Genomic DNA, 12,117 nt, shown 5'->3' on the forward strand with positions numbered 1-12,117 from the left:
TCCGGGCCTACTCCCTTAGCAGGGGAGCGCCTTCGACCACTCGGCCACGTCTCCGCTGACCCGTCTATCCAAGCGGTCGGGGTGGGGCAAGTCGGAAATCGTCCGCTTTATGTATTAAACAAGAAGTGCAGCACGTCCCCGTCCTTGACGGTGTAGCCCTTCCCCTCGGCGCGCATCTTGCCGGCTTCCTTGGCAGGCTGTTCGCCCCCAAGTTCCACAAAATCATCATAGGCAATGGTTTCCGCCCTGATAAATCCCTTCTCGAAATCACCATGGATCACGCCAGCGGCCTGCGGGGCCAATGTGCCCTGCTTGATTGTCCATGCGCGGGCCTCTTTCGGGCCGACGGTAAAATAGGTCTCAAGGTGCAGCAATTCGTAGCCCGCCTTGATCAGGCGATCCAGACCGGCCTCTTTCAGGCCCATTTCTTCCAGAAACATCTCTGCCTCGTCGTCTTCCAACTGGCTGATTTCCTCTTCGATCTGGGCAGAGATGATCACATGGCTGTTGCCCTGTGCGGCGGCCATTTCGGCCACGGCGGCGGAGTGTTGGTTGCCCTCGGACGCTTCGGCTTCCCCCACGTTGCAAACGTACAGCACCGGTTTCGTGGTCAGCAGTTGCAACATCTTCCACGCTTTGCGGTCGTCGGGGTCCACGTCCACCACGCGGGCGGGTTTACCGTCTTCCAATGTCGCCTTGGCAAGTTCCATCAGACGTTGCTGTTGCACAGCGTCCTTGTCGCCACCACGGACCTTGCGGACGATGTTTTGCAGACGTTTCTCGATGCTTTCCAGATCGGCCAGCATCAGTTCCGTTTCGATGGTTTCGGCATCGGCCACAGGATCGACGCGGCCATCCACATGGGTCACGTCACCGTCTTCAAAACAGCGCAGCACATGGGCGATGGCATCGGTTTCGCGGATGTTGGCCAGAAACTGGTTGCCCAGCCCTTCGCCCTTGCTGGCACCTTTCACAAGGCCCGCGATATCCACAAAGGTCATCCGCGTGGGGATGATGGATTTGGAGTTCGCGATGCCGGCCAAGGTGTCCAGACGCGCATCCGGCACGGCGACCTCACCCACATTGGGTTCAATCGTGCAAAACGGGAAATTCGCGGCCTGCGCTGCCGCCGTGCGGGTCAATGCGTTGAAAAGTGTGGACTTTCCGACATTCGGCAGCCCGACAATACCCATTTTGAAACCCATGACGACGCTCCTTTGATGTGTCAGCCGCGCTTCTAATTGGCACGGGGGCGACCCGCAAGCGCCCCAATGAAATAAGGGGCATTGATTTTCCCGCGCCCCTGCGCCAAACCGCATGGGGTTTTCGCTGAAGGATCGCAGGACATGACACGTATCGACGCCAAATTCGCCGAACTGGCCGCACAGGACAAAAAGGCATTTGTGGCCTATGTGATGGCGGGCGATCCCGATTACGACACCTCGCTTGAGATCGTCAAAGGCCTACCCGGCGCTGGTGTTGATGTGATCGAACTGGGCCTGCCCTTTACCGACCCTATGGCCGACGGATCGACGATCCAGCTGGCGGGCCAACGGGCGCTGGACGGCGGCATGACTCTTGACCAGACCCTCAACATCGCCCGTGAACTGCGCAAAACCGACGACACGACCCCTGTCGTCATGATGGGCTACTACAACCCGATCTATTCGCGCGGGGTGGAAACATTCCTCACCCAAGCCAAAGAGGCGGGTATCGACGGTCTGATCATCGTCGATCTGCCACCCGAAGAAGATGATGAGCTGTGTATTCCCGCGCAGAAGGCCGGGTTGAACTTCATCCGTCTGGCCACGCCCACGACCGATGCAAAACGTCTGCCCAAAGTGCTGCAGAACACCTCCGGCTTTGTCTACTACGTCTCCGTCACCGGCACGACAGGCGCTGCTGCGGCCCAAGCCGCCGATGTGGCACCAGAGGTTGCACGGATCAAAGCCTCGACCGATCTGCCGGTGATCGTGGGCTTTGGCGTGCGCACACCCGAAACCGCGCAAGACATCGCAGGTGTGGCCGACGGCACTGTCGTGGGATCGGCGATTGTCGAAAAAATCGGCGCGGGTGAACCGGTGGCCGATGTGCTGGCCTTTGTAAAATCCCTGGCGGATGGCGCCCACCGCGCCTGAACGCGGCAAATTCCTGAAAAGAATCTGAGGACACTTTCTCAATCGGAAAATGCGCCCACCGCAGACTTGCGCCGAATTGCCTGAATTGGTAAGTCATTCATACCAATTCAGCGAAAAGGCCGTGTCATGCCCGTGATCACCTCCATCGACGATCTGAAACGTCTTCACAAACGGCGCACGCCCAAAATGTTCTATGATTACTGCGAAAGCGGGTCATGGACCGAACAAACCTTCCGCGACAACGAAAGCGATTTTGACAAAATCCGCCTGCGCCAGCGTATCGCGGTCGACATGACGAACCGCACGACCGCCAGCACCCTGATCGGGCAGGATGTGACCATGCCGCTGGCCCTCGCCCCTGTGGGGCTGACGGGGATGCAGCGCGCTGATGGGGAGATCAAGGCCGCCCGCGCGGCTGAGAAATTCGGCGTTCCCTTCACCCTGTCCACCATGTCCATCTGTTCGATCGAGGACGTGGCCGAACACACCGAAAAACCGTTCTGGTTCCAACTTTATGTGATGCGCGATGAGGAGTATGTCGACAACATCATCGAACGGGCCAAACGGGCGGGCTGTTCGGCGCTGGTGCTGACGCTTGATCTGCAAATTCTCGGCCAGCGGCACAAGGACCTCAAGAACGGGCTGACCGCGCCGCCCAAAATGACACCCCCCGTCATTGCCGATCTGGCGACCAAATGGCGTTGGGGGATTGAAATGTTGCAGACGAAACGGCGCAGTTTCGGCAACATCGTGGGGCACGCAAAAGGCGTGGACAACATGAACTCGCTCAGCTCATGGACCGCCGAACAGTTTGATCCGCGTCTGGATTGGGACACCGTGCGCAAGCTGAAGGAAAAGTGGGGCGGCAAACTGATCCTGAAGGGGATTTTGGACGTGGAAGACGCCAAAATGGCCGCCGAAGTGGGGGCAGACGCCATCATCGTGTCCAATCACGGTGGCCGCCAGTTGGACGGCGCTCTGTCGTCCATCCGCATGTTGCCCAGCATCGTCCGCGCAGTGGGCGACAAGGTTGAAATCCACCTCGACAGCGGCATCCGGTCCGGTCAGGACATGCTCAAGGCGCTGGCGATGGGGGCCAAGGGGGTCATGATCGGGCGCGCCTATATCCACGGTCTGGGTGCCATGGGCGAGGAGGGTGTGACAAAAGCGTTGGAGGTGATCCACCGCGAACTCGACATCACCATGGCCCTGTGCGGGCGCCGCGACGTGAACACCTTTGATCGCGATATGGTGCTGGTGCCCGAGGATTTTGAAGGCCGCTGGGCCTGACGCCCCCACGCCGTCCACAAAGGGCTTTTCAAACAGGGGAATCCGTCCTATAGGCACGGCTTCACTGGGGCCACGTGTGGTCCTGACATGGCAAAGTGGGTCGCCCCGAGACTACGGCGACGCGCGAATTGAAAGGACTATAAAATGGCTGGTCAAGTTCCAGATTTCGAAGCAACCCTGCGCACCGACACCGGTAAGGGCGCTGCCCGTCAGGCACGCCGCAACGGCCTTGTGCCCGGCGTTGTCTATGGTGGTGGTGAAGACCCCATCGCGATCAACGTGCCCTTCAACGTCTTGTTCAAAAAGCTGAAAGCGGGCCGTTTCCTGTCCACGCTGTTCAACCTCAAGGTTGACGGCCACGACGACGTCCGCGTCATCTGCCGCAACGTACAGCGCGATGTGGTCAAGGATCTGCCGACGCACCTCGACTTTATGCGTCTCAAGCGCACGTCCAAGATCAACCTGTTCATCGGTGTCGAATTCACCGGCGAAGAAGAATGCCCCGGCCTGAAAAAGGGCGGCATCCTGACAGTGGTCCGTCCCGAGGTTGAACTGGTCGTGACGGCTGGTGACATTCCTGAAAACATCACCGTCGATCTCTCCGGTCTTGAGGTGGGCGACACGATCACGATCAATTCCGTTGATCTGCCATCGGGTGCAAAACCGACCATCGACCGCGACTTCGTGATCGCAAACATTCAGGCACCGTCCACTCTGGCCTCCGAAGATGAGGACGAGGGCGAAGAGGTTCCCGCAGACGAGGTTCCCGCCGAGAACGTGGAAGAGTAAGCCTCTTTCACACGATCCATTCTTTCAAAGGGCGTGCCGCAGGGCGCGCCCTTTGTCGTTGTCTGGCCTGCGGCATCATTCGATGACCTCAGGCTGATTTGAGGGTTTTCAAAACCTCGCGGGCCGGCGTCGGCCGCCCCAGATGATAGCCCTGCCCCAATTCCACACCGATGCGGCGCAATGTCTGTCGTTCCGCCTCGGTTTCGATCCCTTCGGCCACAACCTTGGCCTTTGTATCAGCCGCAAACTTCACCATGGCCGAGGCAAGGGATCTGCGGGCAACGTCCTGATCCACATTCTGCGTCAGGGACATGTCGAGTTTGATGACATCCGGCCGAAGGCGGATGATCTGTTGCAGCCCCGAATACCCCGCGCCCGCATCGTCAATCGCGATCCGCACGCCCATATCCCGCAGCCGGTCAATTTCCATAAGCAGGACATCAAGATCCTCAATCGCCGCGTGTTCCGTGATTTCCATGATGATATTCCGCCCGTCCCGGTCCGGAACAAGCGATGCGATCCGGCCCGACGCAAGCGTCCCGGCGGAGGTGTTGACCGATAGGTAACAGTCGCCGGGCAAATCGGGCAGCAGGGCAAAGGCCCTTTCGATCACATCAAGTTCCAGTTGAAGTTGCAGCCCCACATCTGCGGCATCCTGAAACCAGACATTGGGGGGCCGATAGGGAACGGGATTAAACCGGCAAAGCGCCTCATACCCTGCAATCGTCTGGTCCCTGAGGCATTGAATGGGCTGCAGCGATATATCAAATCCGCCGGTTTCCAGGATCTGGGTGATGGTGCGCCGTTTCGCGATCGTCTGTTCTTCGCCATCGAGTGTGACGTTGACGTCGTCGGCCACCAGTGCGGCAAAGGCCTTCACCACCTCAAGGTCACGGTTGTTAAGCGACAGGCGCGGCGCGCGGCCCAAGATACAGAACATCCCGAAGACAGATTGATCGGTGCGCCAGATGGGCACGCTGACATGGGCGCGCACATTGACGCGCGATGTAATCGCGATTGTCTGACACAGCGGAATGTCATTGGTGTCGCGGATCAGTTCCGGCAAGCGGCCTTCAAGAATGTGCAGACAATAGACATCATCAAGGTCAAGAAGGTCGCCGACCGACGCCAGATGTTCAAACCCGGGTGCATCTACCGCCCGCAACTCCATCTGGTGGCCTTTGATTTCCGACAGAAAGGCCATGTCCATATCAAGATGGTTGCGCAAAAACGCGAGGGCATTCGTCGTCAGGTCGCCTGTTTCGGGAACCATCCGAGGTACAAGGGCGATTGCAGCGGGGGCAACACCGGTCATGAATTGTCTCTCCAGAAGTCTGCGCCTGTTGTGCCGCAAGAAACTCAACAAGTGGTTACCATGTCGCCGTCAAGACCGTGAAAATTTACCTAAATGTTTTCGCAACCGTCCGGGGCTAGGCGCTCCTCGTCAGAGCCGCTATAGAACAGCCCATGAAACTCTTTGTTGGCCTTGGAAATCCCGGCGCGAAATATGCAGCCAACCGTCATAATATCGGATTTATGGCGCTCGACCGGATCGCGGATGATCACGGTTTTGCCCCGTGGCGGGCCAAATTTCAGGGCCAGGTGAGCGAAGGCAAACTGGGGACCGAAAAAATCGTCCTCCTGAAACCTGCGACGTTTATGAACCTATCCGGCCAGTCCGTCGGTGAGGCGATGCGGTTCTTCAAACTCGACAGCACGGACGTCACCGTTTTTCACGACGAAATTGATCTGGCCCCCGCCAAGGTCAAGGTCAAGGCGGGTGGCGGCCATGCAGGCCACAACGGTTTACGCTCCATTCACCAGCATATCGGTCCCCATTATGACCGTGTGCGTTTGGGCGTGGGGCATCCGGGCCATAAGGACCGCGTGCCCGGCTATGTCCTGTCAGATTTTGCCAAAGCCGAAGCCGACTGGCTGGATGATGTGATGCGCGGCCTGTCCGACGGCGCGCACAAACTGGCCGAAGGCGACGGCCCCGGATTTCTGAACGCCGTGGCCCTGCGCGTGACCCCGCCGCGGTCCTCGACCACCACGCCAAAGCCGAAAACCACAGCGAAGGCGCCCCCCGCCCCGCAGGAAGACACCCGCACCCCGCTGCAAAAACTGGCGGACCGTTTCCGCTAGACGGGAAGGCTTGCGGCCCTGTCATGCCCGTGCGACCCTTCCCAAAAAGGGACAGGACAATGACGAGAATTCTAAAAATACTGGCCGTGGCGATCGGCGCGCTGGTTCTTTTCGCCCTTGTGATCGCAGCATGGCAACGCGACAGGGTCACACGCCTTCTGGCCGTCAATTCCCTGTTCTCCGAAGACCGGATCGTGGGCAATTTCATCGCGATGGACGATCTGTTTCTGACAACTGAAATGACCCCCGACACCGATGTGGTGAACACCCTGTCCACCGGTGCACCCATGGAGATGCCCGCAGGCTTCGACACATGGGTAAAGGACCGTGCCGTCACCGCCATTATCGTCGCCCGCAACGGCGTTATCCGGCACGAAAGCTACCCTCTGACCGCCCAGGGGGAGGACACCCCCGCAGCCTCGCGCCGGATCAGTTGGTCCGTCGCGAAAAGCTTCCTCGCCACCCTCATGGGGGTCCTTCACGAAGACGGCACAATCCCCGATCTCGATGCACCGGTCACCGCATATGTCCCAAATCTCTCCGGCAGCGCCTATGACGGGGCCACCATCCGCGACGTGCTGCAAATGTCGTCGGGCGTGACCTTCGATGAGGATTATCTGGACTTCTGGTCCGACATCAACCGTATGGGCCGCGTGCTGGCCTTGGGGCGGTCGATGGACGGATTTGCCGAAGGGCTTGATGAAACCTTCGCCCAGCCCGGCACGGACTGGCAGTATGTGTCCATCGACACCCATGTCATCGGCATGGTGATCCGCGGTGCGACAGGCCGCAGTATCCCCGATCTGATGACCGAAAAGGTGCTGACGCCCCTCAAACCCGGCACGCCGCCCTATTATGTCACCGACGGCCATGGCGTGGCCTTCGTGCTGGGCGGGCTGAACCTGACAACCCGCGATTACGCGCTTTTCGGCCATATGATCGCATCGGGCGGTGTGGCCTTTGGCACCCGTATCGTGTCCGAAGACTGGATCGAGGAATCGACCACCGCATCCGCCAACACAGACCCCGGTGATTTCGGCTACGGCTATCAATGGTGGATACCGCCCGGGGCCACAGACGGGCAGTTCATGGCGCGCGGTATCTACGGCCAATACATCTACATCGACCGGCCCCGCGGCGTGGTCATCGCCGTCAACGGGGCCGACCGCAATTTCCGAACCCCCGGCGCATCCGAAAGCAACATCGCGATGTTCCGCCAGATCGCAGAGGCTTTGACCGAATGAGACCCGACCCCTCCCGCAATGTTCTGGGGGAACCGCTGCACCCCTGCTCCACCGATCCGATGACCGGATATTTCCGCAACGGAGCCTGCGACACCTGTCAGCAGGACAGCGGCAGCCATACGGTCTGCGCCGTGCTGACGGCGGAATTTCTGGCCTATTCGAAATACGTCGGCAATGATCTGAGCACGCCGCGCCCGGAATTCAACTTTCCCGGCCTGAAACCCGGCGACGGCTGGTGTCTGTGCGCCGCGCGGTTCTTGCAAGCCCATGATGAAGGCTGCGCGCCGCAGGTCCGGCTTGCCGCAACCCACGAACGCGCGCTCGATATTGTTCCCCTCGACGTGCTGGAACAACACGCGACGGAATAGGCGGCAGGCCGCCCGAGTGCGGGCGGTGATTACTGGACGCTGCGTCCCTCTGGGCCGTCCATATCAAACCCGAGGTGGCGTGCGACGGTGAAGATGTCCTTGTCGCCACGGCCACACATGTTCATCACCAACAGATGGTCCTTTGGCAATTCCGGTGCGATCTTCATCACATGGGCCAGTGCATGGCTTGGCTCCAGCGCGGGAATGATCCCTTCCAAAGCACAGGACAGCTGGAACGCCTCCAGCGCCTCGACATCCGTGATCGAGACATATTTGGCGCGCCCGATCTCGTGCAGCCATGAATGTTCCGGCCCGATGCCCGGATAATCCAGACCCGCAGAAATGGAATAGCCTTCCAAAATCTGCCCGTCATCGTCCTGCAAAAGATACGTCCGGTTGCCGTGGAGCACGCCGGGGCGGCCCCCTGTCAGCGACGCGCAGTGTTCCATCTTGGCGTTCACGCCCTTACCGCCAGCCTCGACCCCGATGATGTTGACGCTGGTGTCGTCCAGAAACGGGAAAAACAGCCCCATCGCGTTGGACCCGCCGCCAATGGCCGCAATGACCGTGTCCGGCAAACGCCCTTCGGCGGCCTGCATCTGTTCCTTGGTTTCCTTGCCGATGATCGCCTGAAAATCACGGACCATCGCCGGATAGGGGTGCGGCCCTGCGACCGTGCCGATGCAGTAAAACGTATCGCGTACATTGGTCACCCAATCGCGCAACGCGTCATTCATCGCATCTTTCAGCGTGCCACGACCAGACGTCACGGGGATCACCTCGGCCCCCAAAAGCTTCATCCGGAACACGTTTGGCGCCTGACGTTCCACATCATGCGCGCCCATATAGACCACGCACTTCAACCCGAACTTGGCACAGACCGTAGCCGTTGCCACCCCGTGCTGGCCCGCACCGGTTTCGGCAATGATCCGTGTCTTGCCCATACGCCGCGCCAGAATGATCTGCCCCAGCACGTTGTTGATCTTGTGCGCGCCGGTGTGGTTCAGCTCGTCCCGTTTCAGGTAAATCTTCGCCCCGCCCAAATGCTCCGTCAGACGTTCGGCAAAATACAAAGGCGACGGGCGGCCCACGTAATGCGTCCACAGATCGTGCATCTCCGCCCAGAAACTGTCGTCGGTCTTGGCGTGCTCGTACTGCTCCTCCAGCTCAAGGATCAGCGGCATCAACGTTTCGGACACAAAGCGCCCGCCGAAATCACCGAACCGGCCCTTTTCATCTGGGCCATTCATGAAGGAATTAAACAGATCGTCAGGCATAGCGCGTCTCCCTACCAAGCCGGGCATGAATACGACGCCGCGCCGGTTTGGTAAAGCGCAACACTGCCGCAGGCCGGCGACTTTCGTCCAAAGCCGGCCCTTCTATCGCACAAGCAAATGGGGCCGCCCTATCACGACAGATGCAGGGTCAAAGATTTCCGACCGCCTGCCCGAAGGCTGCAATCTTTGCCGCGTCTTTCACACCGGGGGCGGATTCCAGCGAAGACGACAAATCCACCTGACGCGCGCCCGTCAGCCGCACGGCCTCACCCACATTGTCCGGTGTCAGCCCGCCGGCCAGCATCCACGGTTTCGTCCAGTATTTGCGATCCGCCAGCAGCCGCCAGTCAAAGGCCAGACCATTGCCCCCCGGCAAATCGCCGCCCTTCGGGGGCTTGGCATCAATCAACAGCTGGTCGGCCACGTCCGCGTAAACATCAATCTGCGCCAGATCGGCCGCATCCGCGACCCCGATGGCCTTCATCACCGGCAGGCCATACCGCGCGCGAATGTCGGCCACCCGTTGCGGTGTCTCGGATCCGTGCAACTGCACCATGTCGATTGCCACACGGTCCAGCAAACGGTCCAGAAAGGCATCGTCGGGATTGACGACCAAGGCCACTTTGACGACCCCCACCGGCACCTCGACAGCCAGCGCCGCGGCCTCGTCAATCGTCACATGTCGTGGTGATTTTTCGAAAAACACAAAGCCGACGTAGGCCGCCCCAGCCGCGACCGCAGCCGTAACATCGCCTGCGCTCCGCAGACCGCACATCTTGATCCGAATGTCAGACGACATGAACGATCAGCCGGTTTTGTCCAGCAAGGCCACGACATCGTCCTTGCCTTCGTGCTTTTCGTCCTTCAGTGCATCCACCTCACGCTGGAGGGCCGCCACCTCGCGGGCTTTGGCCCGTGCATCGGCGCGCATGTTGTGCTCGCGCACCCATTCCCACAAAAATCCGATCAGCAGGCCAATCGCCACGCCAATAAACAAAGCCATGAACATCGGCATCTGGATATCAGGCGATACCCCCAACGGTCCGGCCAGAACCTCCGGCATGGCGCGCAGTGTCACGATCTCTCGGTTGGCCATCCCCAGGACGACCAGACACAGGGCCACCAGACCCCAGAATGTCAGTTTGATATACTTCATGTCGCCTGTTTACTTTCCGTTCAGCCGGTCCCGCAAGAGCTTCCCCGTCTTGAAGAACGGCACATGTTTCTCGTCTACCTGAACGGCTTCCCCCGTCCGCGGGTTCCGTCCAAGCCGCGCATCGCGCTTTTTAACCGAAAACGCCCCGAAGCCGCGCAATTCCACCCGGTCGCCGCTGGCCATCGCCTCGATGATGCGATCGAAAATAGTGTTCACGATCCGCTCTACGTCACGTTGGTAAAGATGCGGGTTTTCTTCGGCAATCTTATCAATCAACTCGGAACGGATCATAATGTCTTCCTCTTGCGGCAGTCCTGGCAGGACCCGTAATGCAGGTCCATAACGTCGAACTATAGGACGGATTGAGGTTTCACGAAAGAACGACCTGCGGGGAATCTTGAGGGATATCAGTCGTTTTCACGAAAGATTTGCGCCTCACAAGCCTCCGCCCGATGCTGCAGCGCAAAAACAAAGTTCGCATCGGTCCTACTTGAGGTTGCGATTCGCGCACGCGGAACACGCGAAAGCCCCGCCGGTTTTCACCAACGGGGCCCTGCATTTTCAAACCCGAAAGGGGGGTTTAGTCGTCGTCGCCCTTGTTCAGGGCCGCGCCAAGGATATCCCCCAGCGATGCACCGGAATCAGAGGAGCCGAACTGCTCAACCGCTTCCTTCTCTTCGGCAATTTCACGTGCCTTGATCGACAGACCCAGACGGCGCGTCTTGGCGTCGATGTTGGTCACGCGCACGTCGACCTTGTCACCGACCTGGAAACGCTCGGGGCGCTGCTCGGCACGGTCACGGCTCAGGTCGGAACGACGGATGAAGGATTTCGCGCCCTCATAATCGACCTCGATGCCACCGTCTTCGATCTTCGTGACTTCCACCGTGATGATGGACCCACGCTTCACGTCGCCGGTTGCGTCTGCGAACGGATCACCGTCCATGGCTTTGATCGACAAGGAGATACGCTCTTTCTCGACGTCCACTTCGGTGACCTTGGCATTGACCATGTCGCCCTTGCGGTAGTCGCCGATCACGTCTTCGCCACGGCCTTCCCATGTCAGGTCGGACAGGTGAACCATGCCGTCGATGTCGCCGTCGAGGCCAACAAACAGACCGAATTCGGTGATGTTCTTGACTTCGCCTTCGACCTCGGTGCCCTCGGGGTGGGTTTCTGCAAACACTTCCCATGGGTTACGCTGGGTCTGCTTGAGGCCCAGAGAGACGCGGCGCTTGGCTTCGTCGATTTCCAGCACCATGACTTCCACTTCCTGAGAGGTGGAAACGATCTTGCCGGGGTGCACGTTCTTCTTGGTCCAGGACATCTCGGACACGTGAACCAGACCTTCGACACCGGCCTCAAGTTCAACAAACGCACCGTAATCGGTGATGTTGGTCACGCGGCCCGTGTGAACAGAATCCAGCGGGTACTTGGCGGCCACGGCATCCCATGGGTCTGCCTGCAGCTGCTTCATGCCGAGGCTGATGCGGTGCGTGTCTTTGTTGATCTTGATGACCTGAACCTTGATCGTCTCACCGATGGAGAGGATCTCGGACGGGTGGTTCACACGGCGCCATGCCATGTCTGTGACGTGCAACAGGCCGTCTACGCCGCCAAGGTCAACAAACGCACCGTATTCGGTGATGTTCTTGACCACGCCGTCAACTTCCTGACCTTCAGTCAGGTTGCCGATGACTTCAGCGCGCT

At 59.5% G+C, this 12,117-nt stretch carries 13 protein-coding genes; 6 read left to right on the forward strand and 7 right to left on the reverse strand.

Going from position 1 to position 12,117, the window contains the following annotated elements; all coding sequences use genetic code 11:
* Positions 1-107: 107 nt before the first annotated feature.
* Entirely contained in the window at positions 108-1,205 is a 1,098-nt protein-coding gene (ychF, locus tag QZ653_RS14045; RefSeq protein WP_296420975.1) for a redox-regulated ATPase YchF, read from the reverse strand.
* A gap of 141 nt (positions 1,206-1,346) precedes the next feature.
* On the opposite strand from ychF, the gene trpA reads away from it, so the two are divergent.
* The 3 genes from trpA to QZ653_RS14060 all read left to right on the forward strand — a co-directional run bounded on the left by trpA (position 1,347) and on the right by QZ653_RS14060 (position 4,217).
* A complete protein-coding gene (trpA, locus tag QZ653_RS14050; protein WP_296420978.1) occupies positions 1,347-2,138 on the forward strand; it encodes a tryptophan synthase subunit alpha in 792 nt (263 codons plus the stop codon).
* A 126-nt stretch (positions 2,139-2,264) separates the two neighbouring features.
* Positions 2,265-3,428 carry an alpha-hydroxy acid oxidase gene (locus tag QZ653_RS14055; protein WP_296420980.1) on the forward strand — a complete coding sequence of 388 codons (1,164 nt, stop codon included), beginning with the start codon at positions 2,265-2,267 and terminating at the stop codon, positions 3,426-3,428.
* Positions 3,429-3,572: 144 nt separating this feature from the next.
* On the forward strand, positions 3,573-4,217 hold the full coding sequence (locus tag QZ653_RS14060; RefSeq protein WP_296420982.1) for a 50S ribosomal protein L25/general stress protein Ctc: 645 nt from the start codon (positions 3,573-3,575) through the stop codon (positions 4,215-4,217).
* Positions 4,218-4,305: 88 nt separating this feature from the next.
* On the opposite strand, the gene QZ653_RS14065 is transcribed toward QZ653_RS14060, so the two are convergent.
* A complete protein-coding gene (locus tag QZ653_RS14065; RefSeq protein WP_296420984.1) occupies positions 4,306-5,532 on the reverse strand; it encodes an EAL domain-containing protein in 1,227 nt (408 codons plus the stop codon).
* 152 nt (positions 5,533-5,684) lie between these two features.
* Between QZ653_RS14065 and pth the strand changes: the two genes are divergently transcribed.
* Genes pth through QZ653_RS14080 form a run of 3 tightly spaced genes read left to right on the forward strand, consistent with a single transcriptional unit; the run spans position 5,685 to position 7,974 of the window.
* On the forward strand, positions 5,685-6,362 hold the full coding sequence (pth, locus tag QZ653_RS14070; RefSeq protein ID WP_296420985.1) for an aminoacyl-tRNA hydrolase: 678 nt from the start codon (positions 5,685-5,687) through the stop codon (positions 6,360-6,362).
* A gap of 59 nt (positions 6,363-6,421) precedes the next feature.
* Entirely contained in the window at positions 6,422-7,606 is a 1,185-nt protein-coding gene (locus QZ653_RS14075; RefSeq protein WP_296420986.1) for a serine hydrolase domain-containing protein, read from the forward strand.
* Complete coding sequence (locus QZ653_RS14080) at positions 7,603-7,974, forward strand: DUF2237 family protein (protein WP_296420987.1); 372 nt, start codon at positions 7,603-7,605, stop codon at positions 7,972-7,974. The genes QZ653_RS14075 and QZ653_RS14080 overlap by 4 nt, the downstream gene beginning before the upstream one ends.
* A gap of 29 nt (positions 7,975-8,003) precedes the next feature.
* Here QZ653_RS14080 and trpB read toward each other — a convergent pair whose 3' ends face one another.
* From trpB to QZ653_RS14105, 5 genes are all read right to left on the reverse strand, one after another.
* Positions 8,004-9,251 (reverse strand): tryptophan synthase subunit beta, encoded by a 1,248-nt coding sequence (gene trpB / locus QZ653_RS14085; RefSeq protein WP_296420989.1) that lies wholly within the window; start codon positions 9,249-9,251, stop codon positions 8,004-8,006.
* A 148-nt stretch (positions 9,252-9,399) separates the two neighbouring features.
* On the reverse strand, positions 9,400-10,050 hold the full coding sequence (locus tag QZ653_RS14090) for a phosphoribosylanthranilate isomerase (protein ID WP_296420991.1): 651 nt from the start codon (positions 10,048-10,050) through the stop codon (positions 9,400-9,402).
* Positions 10,051-10,056: 6 nt separating this feature from the next.
* Complete coding sequence (locus QZ653_RS14095; RefSeq protein ID WP_296420993.1) at positions 10,057-10,407, reverse strand: LapA family protein; 351 nt, start codon at positions 10,405-10,407, stop codon at positions 10,057-10,059.
* Positions 10,408-10,416: 9 nt separating this feature from the next.
* Entirely contained in the window at positions 10,417-10,698 is a 282-nt protein-coding gene (gene ihfB / locus QZ653_RS14100) for an integration host factor subunit beta (protein ID WP_296420995.1), read from the reverse strand.
* Positions 10,699-10,987: 289 nt separating this feature from the next.
* The coding region (locus tag QZ653_RS14105) for a 30S ribosomal protein S1 (RefSeq protein ID WP_296420997.1) at positions 10,988-12,117 on the reverse strand (1,130 nt) is incomplete at its 5' end.

The organism is Pseudooctadecabacter sp. (assembly GCF_020627745.1).
GTDB lineage: Bacteria > Pseudomonadota > Alphaproteobacteria > Rhodobacterales > Rhodobacteraceae > Octadecabacter.

What these genes read in the sequence shown, in the direction of transcription:
- ychF (WP_296420975.1), bottom strand. Translation starts at nt 1,205, where the DNA reads ATGGGTTTCAAAATGGGTATTGTCGGGCTGCCGAATGTCGGAAAGTCC.
- trpA (WP_296420978.1), top strand. Translation starts at nt 1,347, where the DNA reads ATGACACGTATCGACGCCAAATTCGCCGAACTGGCCGCACAGGACAAA.
- QZ653_RS14055 (WP_296420980.1), top strand. Translation starts at nt 2,265, where the DNA reads ATGCCCGTGATCACCTCCATCGACGATCTGAAACGTCTTCACAAACGG.
- QZ653_RS14060 (WP_296420982.1), top strand. Translation starts at nt 3,573, where the DNA reads ATGGCTGGTCAAGTTCCAGATTTCGAAGCAACCCTGCGCACCGACACC.
- QZ653_RS14065 (WP_296420984.1), bottom strand. Translation starts at nt 5,532, where the DNA reads ATGACCGGTGTTGCCCCCGCTGCAATCGCCCTTGTACCTCGGATGGTT.
- pth (WP_296420985.1), top strand. Translation starts at nt 5,685, where the DNA reads ATGAAACTCTTTGTTGGCCTTGGAAATCCCGGCGCGAAATATGCAGCC.
- QZ653_RS14075 (WP_296420986.1), top strand. Translation starts at nt 6,422, where the DNA reads ATGACGAGAATTCTAAAAATACTGGCCGTGGCGATCGGCGCGCTGGTT.
- QZ653_RS14080 (WP_296420987.1), top strand. Translation starts at nt 7,603, where the DNA reads ATGAGACCCGACCCCTCCCGCAATGTTCTGGGGGAACCGCTGCACCCC.
- trpB (WP_296420989.1), bottom strand. Translation starts at nt 9,251, where the DNA reads ATGCCTGACGATCTGTTTAATTCCTTCATGAATGGCCCAGATGAAAAG.
- QZ653_RS14090 (WP_296420991.1), bottom strand. Translation starts at nt 10,050, where the DNA reads ATGTCGTCTGACATTCGGATCAAGATGTGCGGTCTGCGGAGCGCAGGC.
- QZ653_RS14095 (WP_296420993.1), bottom strand. Translation starts at nt 10,407, where the DNA reads ATGAAGTATATCAAACTGACATTCTGGGGTCTGGTGGCCCTGTGTCTG.
- ihfB (WP_296420995.1), bottom strand. Translation starts at nt 10,698, where the DNA reads ATGATCCGTTCCGAGTTGATTGATAAGATTGCCGAAGAAAACCCGCAT.